General features: G+C 54.1%; 23 protein-coding genes. 1 reads left to right on the forward strand and 22 read right to left on the reverse strand.

Annotated features, from left to right (window positions below; all coding sequences use genetic code 11):
* From rplF to rpsJ, 17 genes are all read right to left on the reverse strand, one after another.
* The gene (gene rplF / locus HMPREF2804_RS04525) at positions 1–537 is read right to left on the reverse strand and encodes a 50S ribosomal protein L6 (RefSeq protein ID WP_004005272.1); all 537 of its coding nucleotides are present in this window, start codon (positions 535–537) and stop codon (positions 1–3) included.
* A 27-nt stretch (positions 538–564) separates the two neighbouring features.
* Complete coding sequence (gene rpsH, locus HMPREF2804_RS04530; protein ID WP_004005273.1) at positions 565–963, reverse strand: 30S ribosomal protein S8; 399 nt, start codon at positions 961–963, stop codon at positions 565–567.
* 73 nt (positions 964–1,036) lie between these two features.
* Positions 1,037–1,597, reverse strand: a complete 561-nt coding sequence (gene rplE, locus HMPREF2804_RS04535) for a 50S ribosomal protein L5 (RefSeq protein ID WP_004005274.1) — start codon at positions 1,595–1,597, stop codon at positions 1,037–1,039.
* Positions 1,597–1,932, reverse strand: coding sequence for a 50S ribosomal protein L24 (rplX, locus tag HMPREF2804_RS04540; RefSeq protein ID WP_004005275.1), 336 nt, complete (start codon positions 1,930–1,932; stop codon positions 1,597–1,599). The genes rplE and rplX overlap by 1 nt, the downstream gene beginning before the upstream one ends.
* Positions 1,933–1,935: 3 nt before the next feature.
* Positions 1,936–2,307: a 50S ribosomal protein L14 gene (rplN, locus tag HMPREF2804_RS04545; RefSeq protein ID WP_004005276.1), complete on the reverse strand. Its 372-nt coding sequence runs from the start codon at positions 2,305–2,307 to the stop codon at positions 1,936–1,938.
* A gap of 997 nt (positions 2,308–3,304) precedes the next feature.
* On the reverse strand, positions 3,305–5,302 hold the full coding sequence (locus tag HMPREF2804_RS04550; RefSeq protein WP_070627477.1) for an S-layer homology domain-containing protein: 1,998 nt from the start codon (positions 5,300–5,302) through the stop codon (positions 3,305–3,307).
* A 307-nt stretch (positions 5,303–5,609) separates the two neighbouring features.
* Complete coding sequence (rpsQ, locus tag HMPREF2804_RS04555) at positions 5,610–5,882, reverse strand: 30S ribosomal protein S17 (RefSeq protein ID WP_004005278.1); 273 nt, start codon at positions 5,880–5,882, stop codon at positions 5,610–5,612.
* Entirely contained in the window at positions 5,879–6,118 is a 240-nt protein-coding gene (rpmC, locus tag HMPREF2804_RS04560) for a 50S ribosomal protein L29 (RefSeq protein ID WP_013397613.1), read from the reverse strand. The genes rpsQ and rpmC overlap by 4 nt, the downstream gene beginning before the upstream one ends.
* A 5-nt stretch (positions 6,119–6,123) precedes the next feature.
* Positions 6,124–6,540: a 50S ribosomal protein L16 gene (gene rplP / locus HMPREF2804_RS04565; RefSeq protein WP_004005279.1), complete on the reverse strand. Its 417-nt coding sequence runs from the start codon at positions 6,538–6,540 to the stop codon at positions 6,124–6,126.
* Entirely contained in the window at positions 6,541–7,338 is a 798-nt protein-coding gene (gene rpsC, locus HMPREF2804_RS04570) for a 30S ribosomal protein S3 (protein ID WP_004005280.1), read from the reverse strand.
* Entirely contained in the window at positions 7,339–7,704 is a 366-nt protein-coding gene (gene rplV / locus HMPREF2804_RS04575; RefSeq protein WP_070627479.1) for a 50S ribosomal protein L22, read from the reverse strand.
* 58 nt (positions 7,705–7,762) lie between these two features.
* Positions 7,763–8,044: a 30S ribosomal protein S19 gene (rpsS, locus tag HMPREF2804_RS04580; protein ID WP_004005282.1), complete on the reverse strand. Its 282-nt coding sequence runs from the start codon at positions 8,042–8,044 to the stop codon at positions 7,763–7,765.
* 12 nt (positions 8,045–8,056) lie between these two features.
* Positions 8,057–8,893, reverse strand: a complete 837-nt coding sequence (gene rplB, locus HMPREF2804_RS04585; protein WP_004005283.1) for a 50S ribosomal protein L2 — start codon at positions 8,891–8,893, stop codon at positions 8,057–8,059.
* Between the two features lie 42 nt (positions 8,894–8,935).
* Positions 8,936–9,238, reverse strand: coding sequence for a 50S ribosomal protein L23 (rplW, locus tag HMPREF2804_RS04590; protein ID WP_004005284.1), 303 nt, complete (start codon positions 9,236–9,238; stop codon positions 8,936–8,938).
* Complete coding sequence (rplD, locus tag HMPREF2804_RS04595) at positions 9,238–9,855, reverse strand: 50S ribosomal protein L4 (protein ID WP_004005285.1); 618 nt, start codon at positions 9,853–9,855, stop codon at positions 9,238–9,240. The genes rplW and rplD overlap by 1 nt, the downstream gene beginning before the upstream one ends.
* A gap of 6 nt (positions 9,856–9,861) precedes the next feature.
* The gene (rplC, locus tag HMPREF2804_RS04600) at positions 9,862–10,518 is read right to left on the reverse strand and encodes a 50S ribosomal protein L3 (RefSeq protein WP_004005286.1); all 657 of its coding nucleotides are present in this window, start codon (positions 10,516–10,518) and stop codon (positions 9,862–9,864) included.
* Positions 10,519–10,531: 13 nt separating this feature from the next.
* A complete protein-coding gene (gene rpsJ, locus HMPREF2804_RS04605) occupies positions 10,532–10,840 on the reverse strand; it encodes a 30S ribosomal protein S10 (protein ID WP_004005287.1) in 309 nt (102 codons plus the stop codon).
* 600 nt (positions 10,841–11,440) lie between these two features.
* Here rpsJ and HMPREF2804_RS04610 point away from each other — a divergent pair.
* Positions 11,441–14,878: a hypothetical protein gene (locus HMPREF2804_RS04610; RefSeq protein WP_246824145.1), complete on the forward strand. Its 3,438-nt coding sequence runs from the start codon at positions 11,441–11,443 to the stop codon at positions 14,876–14,878.
* A 449-nt stretch (positions 14,879–15,327) separates the two neighbouring features.
* Here the strand turns inward: HMPREF2804_RS04610 and tuf are convergent, their stop codons facing one another.
* From tuf to HMPREF2804_RS04635, 5 genes are all read right to left on the reverse strand, one after another.
* Complete coding sequence (gene tuf, locus HMPREF2804_RS04615) at positions 15,328–16,518, reverse strand: elongation factor Tu (RefSeq protein ID WP_004005289.1); 1,191 nt, start codon at positions 16,516–16,518, stop codon at positions 15,328–15,330.
* A gap of 205 nt (positions 16,519–16,723) precedes the next feature.
* Complete coding sequence (gene fusA, locus HMPREF2804_RS04620) at positions 16,724–18,838, reverse strand: elongation factor G (RefSeq protein WP_070627481.1); 2,115 nt, start codon at positions 18,836–18,838, stop codon at positions 16,724–16,726.
* Between the two features lie 72 nt (positions 18,839–18,910).
* Positions 18,911–19,381, reverse strand: a complete 471-nt coding sequence (gene rpsG, locus HMPREF2804_RS04625) for a 30S ribosomal protein S7 (RefSeq protein ID WP_004005291.1) — start codon at positions 19,379–19,381, stop codon at positions 18,911–18,913.
* Positions 19,381–19,755 (reverse strand): 30S ribosomal protein S12, encoded by a 375-nt coding sequence (gene rpsL / locus HMPREF2804_RS04630; protein ID WP_004005292.1) that lies wholly within the window; start codon positions 19,753–19,755, stop codon positions 19,381–19,383. Before rpsL ends, rpsG begins: the two co-directional genes overlap by 1 nt.
* A gap of 547 nt (positions 19,756–20,302) precedes the next feature.
* Positions 20,303–24,208 carry a DNA-directed RNA polymerase subunit beta' gene (locus tag HMPREF2804_RS04635; protein ID WP_070449040.1) on the reverse strand — a complete coding sequence of 1,302 codons (3,906 nt, stop codon included), beginning with the start codon at positions 24,206–24,208 and terminating at the stop codon, positions 20,303–20,305.
* Positions 24,209–24,267: the final 59 nt, after the last annotated feature.

Consider the following 24,267-nt stretch of genomic DNA (forward strand, 5'->3'; position numbering starts at 1 on the left):
TTACTTACCAGCCTTTCCGACCTTGCGGCGGATGTGCTCACCTGCGTAGCGAACACCCTTGCCCTTATAGGGATCGGGCTTACGCAGACCACGAATGTTTGCTGCAACCTGACCGACGAGCTGCTTATCGATACCCGAAATGGTCAGCTTGTTAGCGCCTTCCACGGCGAAGGAAACACCTTCGGGTGCAGAGACGCTAATCGGGTGGGAGTAACCTAGAGCGAATTCCAGGTCGTTACCCTTCGCGGTCACACGGTAACCGGTACCAACAATTTCCAGCTTCTTCTCGTAGCCGTTGGTCACACCGATAATCATGTTCTGAATCAGGGTACGAGTCAGACCATGCAGAGAGCGAGAAACACGCTCGTCGTTCGGGCGCGATACCGCGATTTCATTGTCGTTTAGAGCAACAGTAATGGGGGAAGCCACCTGGTGGCTCAGCTCACCCTTGGAACCTTTAACGGTCACCAGGTTGCCATCGACCTTTACCTCAACGCCGGCTGGAACCGAGATGGGGAGACGTCCAATACGTGACATTCTTCTCTTCCTTTCTCTTCTAACCGACTACCAGATGTAGGCGAGAACTTCGCCGCCCACACCCTTCTTCGCAGCCTGCTTATCAGTGAGCAGGCCCGAGGAGGTGGACAGAATAGCGGTACCGAGACCACCCAGAACCCGAGGCAGGTTCGTGGACTTTGCGTAGGTACGCAGGCCCGGCTTGGAAATACGACGCACGCCAGCGATGGAACGCTCGCGGGACGGACCGTACTTAAGAACGAGGGTCAGGGTCTTGCCAACCTTTGCTTCCTCTTCCTTAACATCGGCAATGTAGCCCTCAGCCTTCAGGATCTCGGCGATGCGAGCCTTGAGCTTCGAGTAGGGCATAGATACGGTGTCGTGGTATGCGGAGTTTGCGTTGCGCAAACGGGTCAGCATATCTGCGACCGGATCAGTCATAGTCATTTTGGGCTGTAGCCCTTCCTCGTTGTGGTTTCCCTAATCTGCGGTAACAGACTCTGGACCTGCAACGTAGTCGTTAGTTGGTCTTGAACGGGAAGCCCAGTGCCTTCAGCATGGCACGGCCTTCATCGTCGGTCTTGGCGCTGGTCACCACGGTAATATCCATACCACGCACGCGGTCGATCGAATCCTGATCGATTTCGTGGAACATGGACTGCTCGGTGAGGCCGAAGGTGTAGTTGCCGTTACCGTCGAACTGGCGATCGGAAAGACCGCGGAAATCGCGGATACGGGGCAAAGCCAGGGTAACCAGGCGGTCCAGGAACTCCCACATGCGGTCGCCACGCAGGGTAACGTGTGCGCCGATTGGCATGCCTTCACGCAGTTTGAACTGTGCGATGGATTTCTTGGCACGGGTTACAACCGGCTTCTGACCGGTAATAGCGGTGAGATCGCGGATAGCGCCGTCCATGAGCTTTGCATCGCGAGCTGCCTCGCCAACACCCATATTTACGACGACCTTAACGAACTTCGGGGTCTGCATGACGTTCTGGTATTTGAACTCTTCCTGCAGCGCGGGAACGACAACCTCAGCGTACTTGGTCTTAAAGCGGGGGGTAATCTTGGTCTCGCTCATTAGATATCCTTCCCCGAACGCTTAGCAACGCGCACGCGAACGGTACGCTGCTTGCCATTACGCTCTACAGTCTCTTCGCGGAAACCAACACGGGTCGGCTTCTCGGTCTCAGGATCAACGATTGCCACGTTCGAAACGTGAATCGGTGCCTCCACCTTCTGAATACCGCCTGCTGCGCCGGTTACGGGGTTTGCCTTGGTGTGCTTGGTGACGACCTTAACGCCCTCAACAATCACGCGGTTTTCCTTGGGGATAACCTTCAGAACTTTGCCCTGCTTACCCTTGTCTGCACCGGAAATAACCTGAACCAGGTCGCCGGACTTGATCTTAGCCATAAGTTAGAGCACCTCCGGAGCCAGCGAAACAATCTTCATGAACTTCTTATCGCGAAGTTCACGACCAACGGGACCAAAGATACGGGTACCACGGGGATCACCATCAGTGTTCTTCAGAATAACTGCTGAGTTCTCGTCGAACTTGATGTAGGATCCGTCTGCGCGACGGGTTGCCTTCTTGGTACGGACGACGACTGCTTTCACAACGTCACCCTTTTTAACAGTGCCGCCAGGAATTGCATCCTTGACGGTTGCGACGATAATATCGCCGATGCCTGCGTAGCGACGCGAGGAACCACCAAGCACACGGATGGTCAGGATTTCCTTCGCACCAGTGTTATCGGCGACCTTCAGTCGCGACTCCTGCTGAATCATATTTCTCCTGTCGTCTCGCCGGTTCCGACTCGCCTTCAGGCGCGAGCCAGCCTTGCGGAACATTTTTACGGGATTGATTGACGCCCCGGGCCCACAGCATCATAAGGATGCACGGGTTAGCGGAAACGCCTGGGGTAACCCATGCCAGGAGCATTTGGACCCGCGTAAGCGGGCGTATCCACCCGTTATAGCGGCATTATGCACTGGCACGAGAAACCCGTGGTTATGAGACTATATCTGGGTATAGCCACACAGTCTTAAAACTTTACCGGAATTTTCCTGATATTTCAAAGGATTTATCGTGAGGCATAGCGCATCATACCGGGCTTCAATGCACACATTCTCAGATTATTAGAAGACAGTGCGGGGGTATCCGCTGGATGGCACCATCTTGCGGGTTACCGAAACCGTCGCATCAGGAGTATCACTGTCAGACCCTTCAGGTTCCCCTTAGGTAAGTTCCTACCAGCACCATAACGCAACATAATCTATAAAACACCCGCAGCTCTGTACTTCCTGAATGAAACTGGCTCATGACGCTTAAGACTCGTGTACCTGCATATTAGACACATTACGGATATAAAGGTAGATAACTTCATGAATTAACAAGATTTTTTCTCTTTTACTCGCGAACATGATGCAAAATCTAACAGTTTGCATCATAATGGTTAAGACGCTTGCGTCATTTTACAGGTTCGGCTCTTATCAGACAGATTTCTTGGGTCCCATATTCCTTGCTAGTCCGTCTGCAGGAGCCGAACCGCTTTTAACTGTCAAATAACGCCGCCACCGTCGAAGGTCGCGGCGTTATTCTCTACTATTTAGGCAAAATAGCAGCGGTACTCACTCAAGATCATGGTTTTCTCATGCCCACATTCACTTAAGCAATGAATCCATCTCAAGTACTCCAAATAACAGTAACAAGACGGCGCCCACCCCACGACCATGGGGTAAGCACCGCCTCAGTAACCACGTATTCGCTTGTGTCGCCTCTTATTTATTTGACGGCGAATCGGTGGATGAAAGCTGCCATCGCAGCACGCTGGATAGGCTCGTTCGGACGGAAAGTGCCGTCACCCCAGCCAGTCGTGATGTGCTGGTCTTTAAACCAGGAAATCTCGCGGTAGAACGGATTATTGCGATCGACATCCTTGAACTGAGGAGTCTGCGGTGCCTCATAGTTTGTCACCTTCGCATAACGGAAGAAGAAAGCCGCCATCGCTCCACGATTTACCGATGCATTGGGACGGTAGGATCCATCCTCATATCCGGTTGTAATGCCCTGTTGAGACATCCACACAATCTCTTTATAGAAAGGATGTGACGAATCGACATCTTTAAAAGGTGAGGTCTCAGGAAGTGCTACCTCAGGAGAGCCCGCCATGCGGTAAAAATATGCTGCCATAGCCCCACGATCTACCGGCTGCTGGGGGTGATAGGTACCATCAGCCCACCCAAAAGAAAGCCGCTGATGCGCCAACCACTGAATATCGGCGTAAAAGGGAGAACCTTCAGGAACATCCGAGAAAACGGGGGTATCGCCATTAGAGGTTTGTGAGGGAGCAGTGCTGGTGCCCCTAGGATATACAGCACCTGCTGTTGAAGTCGTGGCGACAACCTGCTGAGTCTGCACGGGATCGCACTGAGGAATGTTTGGAACAGCAGTAAACGTCGGAGTAATCTTGACAAGGGAATTTACCGTGATCGGAGTATCTGCACCGTTCTCACCCTTGGGTTCAGTGCTTGCCGCCTCTTTAAATTTACCGGTGGTGGGATCCAGCGTGTACCCCGTCGTCACGTTATCAGCAAACTTGTCTCTGACAACCGCGTAGACTTCGCCTTCGGGGGTTACGAGAACGTCGTTAGCTCCGCCTTCTGCACCCGTGCTCACCTCATGCGTGATGGAGCCGGTACGGCCATCAATAACGCCGATCTTTCCGGTAGCAAAATCGGTAGCATAAACCACGTCATGCTCTTCGTCGGCAGTAATCGCCAGCGTCTGTTTCCCGAAATCAATGCTCTTCTTGTACTCGCCCGTCTTTAAGTCGTAAACCGTGATACCAGAGTTCCCCTTAGAAACTTTCGTCTCGCGGTCCATATCGCCCTGGGACGAAACATAGATTTCGCCCAAGGACTTATCAATCGTTACGTCGGAGGGACGCAGCTGCGCGTCCGCCACTTCTTTATGCAGCTCGATAGTCTGCTCGACGGCGAGAGTTTCGGTATTAATAACCTTCAACGTTCCCGAATTCAGCGAAGGTACGTAGAGGCGACCGCCTTCGGAATCCAGCTCCATATTCATACCCGTATCAGCAGAGCCGTCGGAGCTCGTAAAGTTGATTTTCTGAATAACCCGGTGGCTCTTCAGGTCAAACACAGTAACGCCGCCAGAACCAGATACGAATGCTTTCCCTGACTTCGCATCAACCTTAACCTCACGAGGACGCGATACAGACCCGTTTTCCGGATTCTGCGCATCGTAGCTGGTCCACAGTTCCTTCTTGGTGTACAGATCGTACACGGTTACCGAGTTGGTACGAGTCTGGGTTACCCAGATGGTACCGTGTGCATCATCAATCGCAATACCGTCAGGAGAAGCAAGTTGCTTACTTGTCGCTTCGGTCTGCCCGCTAGGTACAAAATCTACGGTTCCCGGCAGCATAACTTCATCGAGGGTTGGGATTTCGCCGTAGGTTGTCCACACTCCAACACCACCGGTGTAAACGGGCGGACGTCCATTTGAGAATGTTGTATAAAGGTTCCGGGTGTAGTCGGAATATGCCAGCTGATATTCGCCCGGAAGCCCCTGGTATCGATCAGCGGTGATCGCAATATTACGACAACCAGAACTGTTGTCGTGGGGAGCGGGCTGTTGCTCATTAGCAAACGATGCAGGTATCGCGCTTAACGATGCCACCACAAGCGATACGGTTCCAGCAGACGCTAGTGCTCTCTGCGTGGGTCGAGATACGCCGTGATTAGATGAAGGAGTCATGTCTGTGTTCCTCAGTATGCAGTGTGTCGGAGGGCATAACGCCCTAGAGGCTCACTAATCAGCGAAACCACGTCAAATATAGGTTTTACTTAGTAAGCGTACCTTCGATAGTAAGCAATACTAGAGCGGATTTTCAACCATATTCAAAAAGTAAAGTTTTCATAAAGTACTGTGAACATATTTCGTTTCATCATCTGTACATCTTTCATATAAGAGACGTATAGAACATAGAGGTAGGGCCTCTCCCCCACGGAATTATGGGGAAGAGGCCCTACCTCGTATAGTGCTCAAGCAGAGTCCTAGGCGCTTACTTAGCTTTCTCTAGGATCTCCACGACACGCCAACGCTTGGTAGCGGATAGCGGACGGGTCTCTGCCAACAGAACATAGTCACCAACACCGCAGACATTCTGCTCGTCGTGTGCCTTGATCTTGGAACTACGGCGCATAACCTTACCGTAGAGTGCGTGCTTCACGCGATCCTCGACCTCGACGACAACGGTCTTGTCCATCTTGTCGGAGACAACGTAGCCGCGGCGGGACTTACGGTAGCCGCGCTCTTCGTTCTTTACTTCACTCACTTGGACTCACCTTCGGTTGCGGGACGAATACCGAGCTCGCGCTCACGCAGCACGGTGTAGATACGTGCGATATCACGCTTGATGGTGCGGCGACGACCAGCGTTAGCCTGACCGGTGACTTCCTGGAAACGGATGTTGAAGAGTTCCTTCTTCGATTCGCTCAGCTTTGCAGCCAGCTCTTCGTTGGAGAGCTCTGCGAGCTTATCGATGCTCAGATCCTTGGATCCAACTGCCATCTCGCTTATTCACCACCTTCGCGACGCACAACACGTGCCTTCATCGGGAGTTTGTGGATTGCCAGGCGCAGTGCCTCGCGAGCCACCTCTTCGGATACACCGGCGATCTCAAACATGACTCGACCGGGCTTAACATTAGCAACCCACCACTCGGGTGAACCCTTACCAGAACCCATACGAGTTTCGGCAGGCTTCTTGGTCAACGGACGGTCCGGGTAAATGTTAATCCAGACCTTACCGCCACGCTTGATGTGACGGGTCATTGCAATACGTGCAGCCTCAATCTGACGGTTGGTCACATATGCGGGCGAAAGAGCCTGAATGCCCCATTCACCGAAGCTAACCTCGGTGCCGCCCTTTGCAAGACCATGACGCTTGGGGTGGTGCTGCTTACGGAACTTTACTCGACGGGGAATAAGCATTTATGCCTCACCGTTCTCTGCAGTCTTGGCTTCGGTGTTTGCCGAAGCATTCTCGTTGCGGCGTTCACGACGGGGACCACGGCCACCGGAGCGGCGGCGATCACCATCACGGCGGTTGCCGCGACGGTTGTTAGCTGCCTGCTGAGCTGCCAGTTCCTTGTCGGTCAAGTCGCCCTTGTAGATCCAGACCTTCACACCAATACGACCGAAGGTAGTCTTGGCTTCGAAGAAACCGTAATCGATGTTCGCACGCAGGGTGTGCAGGGGCACACGACCTTCACGATAGAACTCGGAACGGGACATTTCAGCACCGCCCAAGCGACCGGAGCACTGGATACGAATACCCTTTGCCCCTGCACGCTGTGCGGACTGGATTGCCTTCTTCATAGCACGGCGGAATGCAACACGCGCTGCAAGCTGTTCTGCAATGCTCTGAGCAACCAGCTGAGCTGACAGATCGGGGTTAGAAACCTCAAGAATGTTCAGCTGAATCTGCTTGCCGGTCAGTTTCTCAAGCTCGCCACGGATGCGGTCTGCTTCAGCGCCACGGCGGCCGATGACGATACCGGGACGCGCGGTGTGGATATCCACACGCACACGGTCACGGGTACGCTCAATCTCAACCTTTGCAACGCCCGCACGATCCAGGTTCTTTGCCAAAAGCTCGCGGATCTTCACATCTTCGCGAACGAAGTCTGCGTAACGCTCGCCGGGCTTGTTGGAATCAGCGAACCACTTGGAGACGTGCTCGGTGGTAATGCCCAGTCGGAAACCGTTCGGGTGAATTTTCTGACCCATTTAGCGGTCCTCCTCCTTCTCCGGGGTAGCAACTACCACGGTGATGTGGCTGGTGCGCTTATTGATACGGGATGCACGACCCTGCGCGCGGGGCTGAATGCGCTTCATGGTCGGACCTTCATTCACGAATGCTTCGCTGATGAACAGCTCTTCCTCGCGGAACGGCAGACCTTCCTGGGTCGCCTTCTGGCGAGCGTTTGCTACTGCCGAAGCAACGATTTTATATACCGGTTCTGAAGCACCCTGGGGTGCGAATTTCAGAATCGCCAGAGCCTCTTCCGCTTGCTTACCACGGATCAGGTTGACGACACGGCGGGCCTTCATAGGCGTAACGCGAACAAAACGCGCTGATGCCTTGGCTTCCATTGCCTATCTCTCTTTCGTCTTATGCCGAAAAGGAAACGTAACTGATCGGATTATCCGATTAGCGACGCTTACCCTTACGGTCGTCCTTCACATGGCTGCGGAAAGTGCGGGTGGGTGCAAACTCGCCGAGCTTGTGCCCAACCATCGACTCGGTAATGAATACCGGTACGTGCTTGCGTCCGTCGTACACTGCGATGGTGTGCCCGAGCATATCGGGAATAATCATCGAGCGACGGGACCAAGTCTTAATAACATTCTTGGTGCCCTTCTCGTTCTGAGCCGCTACCTTCAGGTAGAGGTGCTGATCAACGAAAGGGCCCTTCTTCAAACTACGAGGCATGTGTCAGGCTCCTTAGCGCTTCTTGCCAGTACGACGGCGACGAACGATGAGCTTGTCGCTTTCCTTATTGGGACGACGAGTGCGGCCCTCGGGCTTACCGTTGGGGTTAACCGGGTGACGACCACCGGAGGTCTTACCCTCACCACCACCATGCGGGTGGTCAACCGGGTTCATAACCACACCGCGAACGGTCGGACGGATGCCCTTCCAGCGGTTGCGGCCTGCCTTACCCCAGTTGATGTTGGACTGCTCTGCGTTGCCAACCTCGCCCACGGTTGCACGGCAGCGAACATCCACGTTACGGATTTCGCCGGAGGGCAGACGGAGCTGACCGTACTTGCCTTCCTTAGCAACCAGCTGAACCGAAGCACCAGCGGAACGTGCCAGCTTTGCGCCACCACCGGGACGGAGCTCAACACAGTGGAGCACGGTACCTACGGGGATGTTACGCAGGGGCAGGTTGTTGCCGGGCTTGATGTCGGCTGAAGGGCCAGACTCGACGATGTCGCCCTGAGAGAGCCTGTTCGGAGCGATAATGTAGCGCTTAGAACCATCGAAGTAGTGCAGAAGTGCGATGCGTGCGGTACGGTTTGGATCGTACTCGATGTGCGCAACGCGTGCATTCACCCCGTCTTTATCGTGACGGCGGAAGTCGATCAGACGGTACTGACGCTTGTGTCCGCCACCCTTATGACGAGTGGTGATACGACCGGTGTTGTTACGGCCGCCGGTCTTGTGAAGCGGACGAAGCAGGGACTTTTCCGGGGTGGAGCGGGTGATTTCAACGAAATCAGCAACGCTCGAACCGCGGCGACCCGGGGTCGTCGGCTTATACTTACGAATACCCATGTGAGATATTTCTTTCCTTCGTTAAAGTGGTCTCCGCGAGCCTTATGCCTGCGGACCGCCGAAGATGTCGATACGGCCTTCCTTGAGGGTCACGATGGCACGTTTGGTGTCCTTACGAGAGCCCCAACCGAAACGGGTGCGCTTCCGCTTTCCCTTACGGTTCATAGTATTGATGGAAGCAACCTTGACGTCCCAGATTGTTTCGATAGCCTGCTTGATTTCAAGCTTGTTTGAGTCCGGAGCGACCTCGAAAGTGTATTTGTCTTCGTCGATCTGTCCATAGCTCTTTTCAGAAACAACAGGAGCGATAATTACGTCGTACACAGACTTGGTGGAAACGCTCATTACTTAGCGCCCTCCTTCTTCTGATTAGCAGCTACGAATGCGTCGTATGCCGCCTTGGTGAAGACTACATCATCCGAAACCAGCACATCGTAGGTGTTGAGCTGATCTGCGTAGAGCACGTGAACTTTCTGCAGGTTACGTGCGGACAGTGCCAGCACATCCTCTGCACGATCGATAACGAACAGAACATTCTTGCGATCGGTAAGCTCTGCGAATGCAGCCTTAGCAGCCTTAGTCGAGGGAGTCTCACCAGAGATGAAGTTCTCCACCACGTGGATGCGGTCGTGACGAGCGCGGTCAGAGAGAGCGCCACGCAGTGCTGCGGCGATCATCTTCTTGGGGGTGCGCTGTGCGTAGTTACGCGGGGTCGGACCGTGCACCACGCCACCACCGGTCATATGCGGAGCGCGGATGGAGCCCTGACGTGCATTACCGGTACCCTTCTGCTTGAAGGGCTTGCGACCTGCACCGGAAACTTCACCACGGTTCTTGGTCTTATGTGTACCCTGACGTGCGGCAGCAAGCTGTGCAACGACAACCTGGTGCAGCAGGGGTACGGATGCCTGCGCGTCGAAAATCTCTGCGGGCAGATCTACCTTAAGGGTTTTGACAGCCATGATGTACTAGGCTCCCTTCACAGCGGTACGAACCAGAACAACGCCGCCCTTAGGACCGGGGATTGCACCCTTGATCAGCAGGACATTGTTCTCTGCGTCCACACCCTGGATAGTCAGGTTCAAAGTGGTGTGACGAGCTGCGCCCATACGGCCAGCCATGCGCATACCCTTGAACACGCGTGCGGGATAGGATGCACCACCAATGGAACCGGGCTTACGGTGGTTCTTGTGCTGACCGTGCGATGCGCCAACACCCTTGAAGCCGTGACGCTTCATAACACCTGCGAAACCCTTACCCTTGGTCTTGCCAACGACGTCTACCTTCTGACCGGGCTCGAACATCTCAACGGTCAATTCCTGACCGAGGGAATACTCAGCAGCGTCTGCGGTGCGCAGTTCGACGAGGTGACGACGGGGAGTAACACCGGCCTTCTCGAAGTGACCAGCCAGAGGCTTGGTAACCTTGCGAGAATCGATGGAACCGAAACCGATCTGCACAGCGTGGTAGCCGTCAGTTTCCTGGTTACGGATCTGAGTAATAACGTTAGAATCGGCCTTGACGACGGTCACCGGCACAACTTTGCCGTCCTCGTCCCAGACCTGAGTCATGCCAAGTTTAGTACCCAGCAGACCCTTCACCTGGCGCTCGAATTTGTTAGTCATGAGATGCGATCCTCTACAGCTTGATCTCGATGTTCACGTCTGCCGGCAGGTCAAGACGCATGAGGGCATCAACAGCCTTAGGGGTCGGATCAACAACGTCGATCAGACGCTTGTGCGTACGCATCTCGAAGTGCTCGCGGCTGTCCTTGTACTTATGGGGAGAACGAATAACGCAGTATACGTTCTTCTCGGTCGGCAACGGCACGGGGCCAACCACAGTTGCGCCTGCACCCTTTACCGTTTCGACGATTTTCCGTGCCGAAGAATCAATGACCTCGTGATCATAGGACTTCAGACGGATGCGGATTTTCTGTCCCGCCATCTGTCGGACTCTCTTTCTTGATGTATTCCCTGTATCGGAGCTTGTGCCCCTTATCATGGCGCTTAAGGAACGCGATATATTCATCACGTGCGCCGCCCACCACGGACTGAATCCGGTGAAACCGGGTTCCTCACCCCGCATGGGCACCGACCCCCGAACTCGGGCGTGTCGCCTGCCGTAAGACAGACTCGTCCCTTCATTCCTCGGACCGGGTCATATGTGGGCTTATCTAGAACAGATAAACGCTTTTACAACGTCGTCCATTCTCTCAAAACTCACCATCTCACGCAAGCAGATTCAAAGGTTGTTGTTAAAAACACAATTACTGGCAAGGATACATGCCTTTGCTTCGCAGTCCTGCCTGACTCTCATGCTGAGGTTCATTATTTTATTTTTTCATATCGTTTGAGTGTCCAGAGAATTTATCAAGAGGAAATCTCGAAAACCAGAATTGATCCTTAAAATGCGGTTATTTCACACTCAGGATTCTCTCATTCTTTTTCCAGAAACCTCTATGCCGAATAAAGCATCAAATCAAAGAATCTATGCTCCGCATTCGTCTATGGTGAAAATAGGTAAATCATTAAAGGAGTAAATATCATGTCTACCCCCAACCACGAATTCCCCTCCGGCACTCAGCCACAGGGTTCAGGGCAGTCTCCTCAGACACCAGCCGGGTATTCATACCCTCAGGCACAGATGCCTTGGCAGGGCCAAAACCCACAAACAACGTGGTATTCTGATCCATCACAGGCAACGATGCAGGCTCCCCAGCAGACCACCCGTTCTTTGACACGCCGCCGTGCCGAAGATCTTTTCCTCAATGTCTTGCTTTACTTGGGCTCATTGCTCCTCATCGGTTCTGCGGCGCTGTTCATCACTTCGATCACCTCGCAGGATAGGACCAGCGTTATTCTTCGTGTAGCTGGCCTAGGATTAGGTAGTTTACTTTTCTACAGCGCAGGTCTTATTACCTACAAAACCGTGGTACGTTTGCGCATCGCATCCTACTCATTCACCGCCACAGGTTTAGCACTTTTACCCCTTACCGGTATCGCAACCTATGTTCTGGGACTTTGGAATGACGGAAGCCTCATCTGGCTGCTGGTCTCACTCGTTGGCACAGCTGCGATTATTCTGGCCTGCTCTTTTATGCGCAACAGGGTGATGGCTTATGTTCTTATTTCTTTCTTCGTCTCGGATGCGCTTGCCGCCACGAACGTAGCCGCTCTCCCCTTTGTGTGGTACTTCGTCGCGCTCACGGTACTCGCCATTATCCTGGGCCTGCTCATACGCCTGAATTCGCGCCTTGTACCTACCGGTTTGCGTGAGGGTCTTTTAGAATCCTCCCGTATTTTCGTTCCCGTCACAGCGGTCGTTGTGCTCTTCTTTATACCGCAGATGAGCAGCTCTGATATGGGCATAGTCTTCTCCGTTATGTCGGCTCACGCTTTCGTCTTTACCGCTCTGGAACACAAGCTTGACTACTACGTTCAGGCTCGCCTCTACCCGTTCATCGCCCTGATCAGTTTCGGCTGGGGCTTAGAGAGGCCCATTACCGTCATAGTTGTCCTCATGGGCCTATATGCGCTGCACCTTCTCGCAGTCTTGGGAGGGTACCCCCTTATGCAGCGTGAAATGAAAGCGAATCTACCTAAGCATCCCATCATGCGCTGGGATGTTCGGATTGATACCTATATAAGCATTATTTTTGCTGCATTCGTCACTTTTATCGAAATGCCACATGTACTTCTGACCAATATAAATTCTTTCCCAACTGGGCTAGAATTTATGCTGCTTGTACATCTAGACGGTGTTACCTTTCCGCGTGCATGGGTATTTGCTGTGCTTTGCGTGGGTATTATTGTTGCCTACCGCAAATATCTTCTTGCTCAGGAGTACGTATACCTGATCACTGGAATAAGCAGTGGGTTAAGCCTAATGTTGCTAGGCCAGCACGAATCCGCTTTCTACCTGTACTTCGTAACAGCGGGCATTCTCATGCTTACCGCCCGCAAGCTTCAGCTGCCTCAGCTCCTTGTATCGAGTACAACGAAGATATTCCTCTTCCTAGGTACCATGCACCTGCTCTTTACGCTTCAGCTCGGATGGGGCGTACGAGGTATCCTCCTAGCAGGTGCTCTCACCATTACCGCTCTTGGGTTGTTCGCCGCGCTCCGTTACGAGATGCTACCCCAGAAACGTTCTCTGACAGCCTTCCGGGAAATTCTGGTGTACCTTGTCATGGCAGTTGTATTCTTTCTGCTGCGTTCGATCTTCACGTGGACTCCCCGCGAGGTTGTTGACCCACCCCTTGATACCTCGCTCTATGTTGTCGCTCTTCTCGCGGTTCTGGCTCTTGGCTTCTTGACGCTCCGAGCATCGAGCGCGTATAAAGATCAAAAGATTGTGCCTCTCATCTGCATCTATCTCACGTTATGCGGTTTAGGCGTTGCAGCAACATCGATGAACTACCTCTTCCCCACTGGGGACTGGTGGGCAGTCGGGGTTCTGGTTCTGACCAGCATCTATATGTTTGGAATGTCTTACATTATTCCTCAAGAAACCTCGGAACGTCATATTATGTTTATGACGTCTAGGTTCCCGATGTTGTGGTCAGTCATTGTGCTGTGGGCTTCCAATAGCATTGCCTCTGATCAGGTGTTCCTCACTGCCTCTGGGCTGCTCCTTATTCAAGGTCTGCTGAGTGGAATTCTGTACATGACTCGCCGCCAGCCACGCGAACGAACTGTGTTTTACATTATCTTCTACACAGCGTGCCTGCCCGGTTTCATTGCTCCCTTTGTGTACTCAGACAACGCTCTGTTCACCGCCATCTTCTGCCCCCTTGCTGTTCTAGTGCTGTGGGGGCTCGGGGAAGCAGCAAACCTGGCTATGCTCCGAGTATGCGCCTCTATCGCGTTGCTTTTGACAGGTTATACCGTTACCAATCATATGCTGAACCTCAATCATGCACGGTTCTCTGAATATGTTATCTACCAGGGTCTTGCCGCTACCCTATGCGGTGCGGTCCTCTACGGTCTAACAACCCTGCTGAAGCGCGAGATCCCCGGCAAGTATGATTCGCTTCAGCCTCTCAACGTGCAGTTGGAGAACTCAGCAAAGGTTATTCAACTTCCGCTCCACGGGCCTACCCGATCCTCGAAAAACTATTTGGTTTCTCAGCGCAATGACAGCACCCGATTCTACGGCCCGCACAACACCTTTTTGATGGTTCCGGCGATCATAGCTATCGCCTTCTGGACTTTTGCTTCGATTGCTTCCGAAGATATGGTACAGAGCGCTCTGCTGTGGGGTCTTACAGCTTTGAGCTTTGCTTCCGTCAGCACTAAGCGCATGCTGCCAACAGCCATCGTTGCCGCGCCGGTGGCATTTACTACACGAATTCTTCTGGATTTCTCGGTGACAGGGTTCTTCCAGAGCCTTTTGGAAGCTGCGATCCTCATTCTGCTTGCTGTCGTGGCTTCTAAGATACTCCGAAACCTCATCGAGAAACGCCCCGCTCAGCAGGGTATCTCTGCGGCGTTGCTCTACACGGCTATAGGATTACAGGGGCTCCTCACCATCATGGCATGGGGCACTGGTTACCTTCAGCAAGGTGCGGTCATCATGCTCTTGGGCATTCTCCTGACTGCACTCGTCAGCGTTGTTCTTGACCGTATCTGGGTATTTGTCAGCGCGGCTCTTGTTACGGTAGATCTTGCGCTTCTACTTAACGGGCTCAACCCGCTCACGCTTATGATTATCTCGGTACTTCTCATTGCTGGTGTTGTATGGCGTTTGCTGGCTCGCGATCAGGGGCCTTCAGCGGATAAGCAGGCTCCCATTCTTCCGCAGAACCCGTATCAGGGCGCGCCTGCCGGATTCGTTCCTCCGAATGGCGCATCCGCACCTTACGGACAGGCTCCATGGGCAGGGCAGCAACCTTACCAAGGCTATAACCAGCCCAATAGTCAGGCACAGTATCCTGGATATTCACAACAGCACAACAATCCGAACGGAAATAGTCAAGCCTAGAATATTCCTGATGTTCTAGCTCCTACAAAAGAGCCGTGATGGTGAACAAAGCATTGGAAACTTTGCTTCATTCACTATCAAGACTCTTTTTATGGAGAGGATAAGGGAGGCACGGGTAAAGTGAAGTAATGCAATCCCGGACTATTTACCCCGTTGCCTTTTAGCGTGTTCTAGAAAAGCCTGCCCAAGCAGGACACGCTAAAAGAAGGTGCCCAATCCACCCTGGCACGCCCTCCCCAGCCGTGCTTATGGTCAGGGGGTGTACTGCCACTGGGGTTAGATGCCAAACATAAACTATCGCTCATAGAAGCACCCTCTCTCCAGGACTGCGGAGTGTTAAACGTAGAAGTCCCCCTGCATTCAATGATGCAGGGGGACTTCTAAAATCGCTAGCGTTGAAAGATCAAACTGTTCAACGCATCATCAGCGAATTGTCGTTGCTACGGCAATTACTTGATGATCTTGGTAACGCGGCCCGAACCAACGGTGCGGCCACCCTCACGGATAGCGAAGCCGAGGCCCTCTTCCATAGCGATGGGCTGGATCAGCTCAACGGTCATCTCGGTGTTGTCACCGGGCATAACCATCTCGGTGCCCTCGGGCAGCTTAATAACACCGGTCACGTCAGTGGTACGGAAGTAGAACTGAGGACGGTAGTTCGAGTAGAACGGGTTGTGACGGCCGCCCTCATCCTTGGAGAGGATGTAGACGTTTGCCTCGAACTCGGTGTGGGGGGTGATGGAACCCGGCTCCACAACAACCTGACCACGCTCAACATCGTCACGCTTGAGACCACGCAGAAGCAGACCACAGTTCTCGCCTGCCCATGCTTCGTCGAGCTGCTTGTGGAACATCTCGATACCGGTCACGGTGGTCTTCTGGATGGGGCGGATACCAACGATCTCAACCTCAGAGTTGATCTTCAGGGTACCGCGCTCTGCACGACCGGTCACAACGGTACCGCGACCGGTAATGGTGAAGACGTCCTCAATGGGCATAAGGAAGGGCTTGTCGGTCTCACGAACCGGATCCGGAATGTAGGTGTCAACTGCTTCCATAAGCTCCTCGACCTTAGCAACCCACTCGGGGTCACCTTCGAGAGCCTTCAGAGCAGACACGCGGATCACGGGAGCGTCATCACCGTCGAACTCCTGCGAGGAGAGGAGGTCACGAACCTCCATCTCGACGAGGTCGAGAAGCTCTTCGTCATCAACCATGTCAGCCTTGTTCAGTGCCACCAGCAGGGTGGGAACGCCAACCTGGCGAGCGAGCAGCACGTGCTCACGGGTCTGCGCCATGGGACCGTCGGTAGCAGCAACCACGAGGATTGCGCCGTCCATCTGTGCAGCACCGGTAATCATGTTCTTGACGTAGTCAGCGTGACCGGGAGCGTCAACGTGTGCGTAGTGACGCTTCTCAGTCTGGTACTCAATGTGAGCGATGTTAATGGTAATACCGCGCTGGCGCTCCTCAGGAGCGCTGTCGATCATACCGAAGTCGCGCTGTTCGTTCAGGTCCGGGTACTTGTCAGCCAGAACCTTGGAGATAGCAGCGGTCAGGGTGGTCTTACCGTGGTCAACGTGACCAATGGTACCGACGTTAACGTGAGGCTTGGAGCGCTCGAACTTAGCCTTAGCCAAGAGTGTTCCTCCTAGAACGTATTGAAAACATGCACCCGGATCTTCGCTCCGGCGCAACCCGCAAAAAACGGTCTAGCGTCTAGAATAGCGGATTACGCGGCAGAGATGAAACTGTCCATGCCTTCAATGGTGGATTTTTATTTAAAAATTTTAGTGAGGGGTCACGGGCATCTCAACCCGCGACCCTCAGAGAAGAGACGGGAAATTACTCGCCGCGGCTCTTCTGAATGATCTCGTCAGCGACGTTCTTGGGAACCTCGCCGTAGCTGTCGAATGCCATCGAGAACACTGCACGACCCTGGGTCTTACCACGCAGGTCGCCAATGTAGCCGAACATCTCGGTCAACGGTACGAGAGCCTTGACGATCTTGACGCCGGATGCATCCTCCATGGAACGCACGTGACCACGACGAGAGTTCAGGTCGCCAATAACGTCGCCCATGTACTCCTCGGGGGTACGCACCTCAACGTCCATCAGCGGTTCCAGCAGGACAGGGTTAGCGCGCTTAGCGCCTTCCTTGAAGACCATAGAACCAGCGATCTTGAACGCCATTTCAGAGGAATCGACATCGTGGTAGGCACCGTCGATCAGGGTTGCTTTCACGCCGACCATCGGATAACCGGCCAGAACACCAAACTTCATAGCGTCCTGAATACCAGCGTCGACAGAAGGAATGTACTCGCGAGGCACGCGACCACCGGTCACCTTATCCTCAAACTCATACAGTTCCTCGCCATCCAGAGGCAGCGGCTCGAAGGAAACCTGCACCTTCGCGAACTGACCGGAACCACCGGTCTGCTTCTTGTGGGTGTAGTCGACCTTCTCAACGGTCTTCTTGATAGTCTCGCGGTATGCAACCTGAGGCTTACCAACGTTAGCCTCAACCTTGAACTCACGCTTCATACGGTCAACAATGATGTCCAAGTGAAGCTCACCCATACCGCCGATCTCGGTCTGACCGGTCTCTTCGTTCAGCGACACGGTGAAGGTGGGATCCTCAGCGGAGAGCTTCTGAATTGCGGTCGACATCTTCTCCTGGTCGCCCTTGGTCTTAGGCTCAATTGCCACGAAGATCACGGGAGCGGGGAAGGTCATCGACTCAAGCACGATCGGGTTTGCAGGATCGCACAGAGTATCACCGGTAGTCGTATCCTTCAGACCGATCGCCGCATAAATGTGACCTGCGGTAATTTCCTCAACCGGGTTCTCCTTGTTGGAGTGCATCTGGAAGAGCTTACCGAGACGTTCCTTCTTACCCTTAGTCGAGTTAAGAACCTGCTGACCCTGAGCCGCGTGCCCAGAGTACACGCGGGTATAGGTGAGCTGACCATAGAACGGGTGAGCTGCAACCTTGAAAGCCAGGGCCGCGAAAGGCTCATCAACGGAAGCCTTACGAGACAGTTTCTCTTCCTCATCGGCGGGGTTGGATCCCTCAACGTCGGGAACATCCAGCGGGGAAGGCAGGTAGTCGATCACAGCATCCAGCATGGGCTGAACACCACGGTTCTTGAATGCGGAACCGCAGAGCACGGGGAATGCCTCGCCGTTGATGGTCAGCTGGCGAATACCAGCCTTGAGCTCATCAATCGTGAGTTCTTCACCTTCGAGGTACTTCTCCATAAGTTCCTCGCTGGACTCGGCAACAGCCTCGATCAGCTCTGCGCGGTACTCTTCAGCCTTAGCCTGCAGGTCAGCAGGGATCTCCCGAGTCTCGTACTCTGCCCCCATGGTCACGTCGCCCTTAGAGTCGCCGGGCCATACGTATGCCTTCATTTCGAGCAGGTCAACCACGCCAACGAAATCGCTCTCAGCACCAATGGGTAGCTGAATAACGATCGGCTTAGCGCCCAGACGATCAATAATAGTCTGAACGGTGAAGTAGAAGTCCGCACCCATCTTGTCCATCTTGTTAACGAAGCAGATGCGGGGAACGTCGTACTTATCAGCCTGACGCCACACGGTCTCAGACTGAGGCTCAACACCTTCCTTACCGTCAAATACCGCTACAGCGCCGTCAAGCACGCGCAGCGAACGCTCCACCTCAACGGTGAAGTCAACGTGACCGGGGGTGTCGATAATATTGATCTGGTTGCCTTTCCAGAAGCAGGTAGTAGCTGCGGAGGTAATAGTAATACCTCGCTCCTGCTCCTGAGCCATCCAGTCCATAGTTGACGCACCATCGTGAGTCTCACCGATTTTGTGGTTAATACCGGTGTAGAACAGGATGCGCTCAGTAGTAGTGGTCTTACCGGCGTCAATATGCGCCATAATACCGATGTTGCGGACCTTGTTCAGGTCAGTGTACACATCAAGTGCCACGTTTTTCTCCCTAAATGAGATACTCCGAAAGCCTGCCAGGCTCCATAACCTCGACAAGCTATGAACAGAGAATTACCAACGGTAGTGTGCGAAGGCCTTGTTGGACTCGGCCATCTTGTGAGTGTCCTCGCGGCGCTTGACAGCGGCGCCGAGACCGTTGGAGGCATCCAGGATCTCGTTCATCAGACGCTCAGTCATAGTCTTTTCGCGGCGCTGCTTCGAGAAGCCAACCAACCAGCGAAGAGCCAGAGCGGTGGAACGGCCGGGGCGGACCTCGACCGGCACCTGGTAGGTTGCACCACCAACACGGCGGGAACGAACCTCAAGCGAGGGCTTGATATTGTCCATAGCCTTCTTCAGGGTGACGACCGGATCAGAGCCGGTCTTCTTCTCAACACCCTCAAGAGCACCGTATACGATGCGCTCTGCCACGGACTTCTTGCCGTCCAACAGAACCTTGTTAATGAGCTGGGTAACCAGCGCAGAACCGTAAACAGGATCGTTTACGAGGGGACGCTTGGGAGCGGGACCCTTACGAGGCATTACTTCTTCTCCTTTTTAGCGCCGTAGCGGGAGCGAGCCTGGCCGCGACCCTTAACACCCTGGGTATCCAGAGCACCACGAACGATCTTGTAACGAACACCAGGGAGGTCTTTCACACGGCCACCGCGAACGAGCACAATCGAGTGCTCCTGCAGGTTGTGACCCTCACCGGGAATGTATGCGGTAACCTCGATACCACCGTTAAGCTTGACACGAGCGACTTTACGCAGTGCCGAGTTCGGCTTCTTCGGGGTGGTGGTGTACACACGGGTGCACACGCCACGCTTCATAGGATTGCCCTTCAGTGCGGGCGCCTTGGTCTTAACGACCTTGGGAGTCCGGCCCTTACGGACCAGCTGCTGAATAGTAGGCACGTTTTCTCCGTTACTATGTGGACTTATCTGTCTTCAAGTCCTTGGGAACTTACTGGCATTTTGTGTTACCACGAAATGCTCTCGGTTACAGAAGCCCTCAGCCCATCTAGGCATACGGGTTCTTGCTCTCAGCGAGTTTAAACTTATTTCTGATGAAAAAGTTTTTGGGCACACTTAAAAATGGCATTTAGGTGTCAGCACACAGGCAACACCAAAGGACGGTATCCATACTGCCATTGATTCGTTGACCCAAGACCTCACGATTAACTATCACAAGGAATCACGGTGGTGAATTCCACGCCGAGGCTAGGTACTTCGGATAAAGACTATACAGGTTAAAATCCTGTTAATCTAGCTGAACTCGGAGAGAACACCGCCCAGCATAGTAAATATATTATGGTATTCATCACTTAATACTGGGATAGGATGCTCCTCTCCCCTAGCTAACGTCAGGAGGCGGTCTCGGGAACTTCCCGAAACCGCCTCCATCATCTAGGCTACTAGGCCCGATTCATGATCGAGTCTTTACGAACCCCACATGTGATTCTTACTCAAGACCGCGACCGTACTCATCCAAGGGAACAGCCATGTAGCCGCTGTTGGCGTAGGGGTACGGATCTTCACCCAGCTGGGTAAACGCGCTCTGGTAGCCGAAGCCATCGAACGCCTGCATCTGCTCCTCACGCGCCTTCTGGCTGGGCTCAACCTCAATATCGTTGTAGCGAGCCAAACCGGTACCGGCGGGAACCAGCTTACCGATGATGACGTTCTCCTTCAGACCAAGCAGCGGATCGGTCTTAGCCTCCATAGCAGCCTGGGTGAGAACGCGAGTGGTCTCCTGGAAGGATGCGGCAGACAGCCAGGACTCGGTGGCCAGCGACGCCTTGGTAATACCCATCATCTCAGGACGGCCAGCGGCAGGCTTCTTGCCCTCAACGAGCGCCTTACGGTTAGCCTTCTGGAACACAATGTTGTCCACGAGTTCACCGGGCAGCAGCTCGGTATCACCAGACTCAATGACGGTCACACGGCGGAGCATCTGACGCACAATAACCTCAACGTGCTTATCGTGGATCTCTACACCCTGAGACTTGTACACGCCCTGAACCTCGCTCACCAGGTGCTTCTGCGCCTCACGAGGACCGCGAATACGCAGAACCTCCTTCGGATCAACCGCACCAGCAGCCAGCTGATCGCCCACCTGAACGTGGTCGCCGGTCTGCAGCTTCGAAGCCGCACGGCGAAGAACCGTGTAAGACTGCGGTTCGGAACCATCATCCGGGGTAACGACGATCTTGTACGACTTTTCGGTGTCCTCAATGGTCACACGGCCGGAAACCTCAGAAATCGGTGCCACGCCCTTAGGGGTGCGAGCCTCGAAGAGCTCCTGAATACGGGGCAGACCCTGGGTAATATCGTCAGCCGATGCAACACCACCGGTGTGGAAGGTACGCATAGTCAGCTGAGTACCGGGCTCACCAATGGACTGAGCCGCGATAATGCCCACAGCCTCGCCAATATCAACCAGAACGTTCGATGCCATCGAGCGTCCGTAGCACAGGGCGCATACGCCGATGCTGGACTCGCAGGTCAGCACAGAACGAACACGCAGTTCCTTCACGCCAGCCTTGAACAGCTTCTCGATCAGCACATCCGAAACATCTTCACCAGCGGATGCGATGACGTTACCGTCAGAATCCTTGACATCAATTGCCAAGGTACGACCGTGGATAGAAGTCTCAACATCCGGGTGGAGGTTGCCGTCGGCATCGATCAGCGGAAGTACCAAACCACGGCGAGTACCGCAGTCGTGTTCACGCACGATCACATCCTGCGAAACGTCCACCAGACGGCGGGTCAGGTAACCCGAGTTAGCGGTACGCAGCGCGGTATCGGCAAGACCCTTACGAGCACCGTGAGTTGCGATGAAGTACTCCAACACCGACAGCCCTTCACGGTAGGAGGACTTAATCGGGCGGGGCATAATCTCGCCCTTCGGGTTAGACACCAGACCGCGGATACCCGCAATCTGACGAACCTGCATCCAGTTACCACGTGCACCAGAGGTAACCATGCGGTAGATGGTATTCAGACCACCGTTGTCGCTCAGATTCTCGCGCATAGCCTCAGCGACCGTATCGGTAGCTTCGGTCCAAATCTTGATGAGTTCCTCACGGCGCTCGTCGTCGCCAATCATACCGACATCAAACTCATCCTCAATCGCGGAGGCCTGCTTTTCGTAGCGTTCCATAATCGCGGGCTTAGTCGCCGGGGTCGCGATATCAGAAACGGCGACGGTCACGCCCGAACGCGAAGCCCAGTAGAAGCCAGCGTTCTTGAGGTTATCCAGGGTACGCGCCACGATATCCATCGGGTACTTCTCAGCAAGATCGTTAATGAGCTTGCCCAGCCCCTTCTTATCTGCGACGCCAGAGAACCACGGGTAATCCTTCGGCAAAGTCTGGTTGAACAGAATCTGACCGACAGTGCACTCCAGCAGAATCGGATCGCCAGGCGTGTAAACCTCAGGGGCTTCCCAACCCTCGGGCGCTACAAACTCATCACCAGAGAGACGCACCTTAATCTTGGTGTACAGCTCAATATCGTGACGATCCATCGCCATCAGAGCTTCAGCGATCGACGAGAATGCGTGACCCTCGTTCTTCTCACCTTCGCGTGTGGTGGTCAAGTGGTACAAGCCAATGATCATATCCTGCGAAGGCACAGCTACCGGACGACCGTCCGAAGGCTTCAAGATGTTGTTCGAGGAGAGCATCAAGATGCGTGCCTCAGCCTGAGCCTCGGGCGAGAGCGGCAGGTGAACCGCCATCTGGTCGCCGTCGAAGTCAGCGTTGAACGCAGAACACACGAGCGGATGCAGCTGAATAGCCTTACCCTCAACCAGCTTCGGCTCGAACGCCTGAATACCCAGACGGTGCAGGGTAGGTGCACGGTTCAGCAGCACAGGATGCTCGGTAATGATCTCTTCGAGAACATCCCACACCTGCGGGCGGAAACGCTCAACCATACGCTTAGCACTCTTAATGTTCTGCGCGTGCGAAAGCTCCACCAGGCGCTTCATGACGAAGGGCTTGAACAGCTCCAGCGCCATCTGCTTCGGCAGACCGCACTGATGCATTTCCAGCTGCGGACCAACCACGATCACGGAACGGCCGGAGTAGTCCACGCGCTTACCGAGCAGGTTCTGGCGGAAACGACCCTGCTTACCCTTGAGCATATCGGAGAGCGACTTCAGCGGGCGGTTACCGGGACCGGTCACGGGGCGACCACGACGACCGTTATCGAAGAGCGAATCCACAGCTTCCTGCAGCATACGCTTTTCGTTATTCACAATGATCTCGGGAGCGCCAAGCTCCAGCAGACGCTTGAGGCGGTTGTTACGGTTGATCACACGACGGTACAGGTCGTTCAGATCGGAAGTCGCAAAGCGACCGCCATCGAGCTGAACCATCGGGCGCAGCTCCGGCGGAATAACCGGAACAACATCCAGCACCATACCCAGCGGGGAGTTATTAGTGGTCAGGAAGGCGTTTACAACCTTCAGACGCTTGAGCGCGCGGGTCTTCTTCTGACCCTTACCGGTCTGAATGACCTCTTTCAGGGCCTCAGCTTCGGCCTCTAGATCGAAGGTTTCCAGGCGCTTCTTGATAGCCTCAGCACCCATTGCACCCTCAAAGTACAGGCCGTACTTATCGATCATGGAGCGGTAGAGCGCCTCATCACCCTCAAGGTCAGCAACCTTCAGGTTCTTAAAGCGATCCCAAACCTTCTCCAGGTGCTCAATTTCACGGTCGGCGCGCTTACGAACAGAAGCCATCTGACGCTCTGCATTATCGCGTAGCTTACGCTTTTCGGCTGTCTTCTTGCCGCCCTCGGCTTCAATACGGGCCAATTCCTGCTCAACTTCGCGGGAAATAGCGGCAATATCGGCGTCACGCTGAGACTCCAGCTCACGCTTTTCACGGTCGTGTGCCGCCTGCAGGTTCGGCAGATCCTCGTGACGAGCTTCCTCATCCACGCTCGTGATCATGTAGGCGGCGAAGTAGATGACCTTTTCCAGGTCTTTCGGTGCCAAATCAAGCAGGTAGCCCAGGCGTGAAGGAACGCCCTTGAAGTACCAGATGTGGGTGACGGGTGCAGCCAGTTCAATATGGCCCATGCGCTCACGGCGCACTTTAGAGCGGGTCACTTCAACGCCGCAGCGCTCACACACAATACCCTTGAAGCGCACGCGCTTGTATTTACCGCAGTAGCACTCCCAGTCCTTGGTGGGACCAAAGATGCGCTCGTCGAAGAGGCCTTCCTTCTCCGGCTTCAGGGTACGGTAGTTGATGGTCTCGGGTTTCTTGACCTCGCCATAAGACCAACGACGGATATCGTCGGCGGTGGCAAGACCAATTCGCATCAAACCAAGCGAAGATTCGTTGGACATATCGGTCCTAATCTCTTTCTGTAGTTTCGAAGACTTGGGGTTGATGGGCGGGGCGAAAA

The organism is Rothia sp. HMSC065G12, assembly GCF_001811455.1.
Lineage (GTDB): Bacteria > Actinomycetota > Actinomycetes > Actinomycetales > Micrococcaceae > Rothia > Rothia dentocariosa.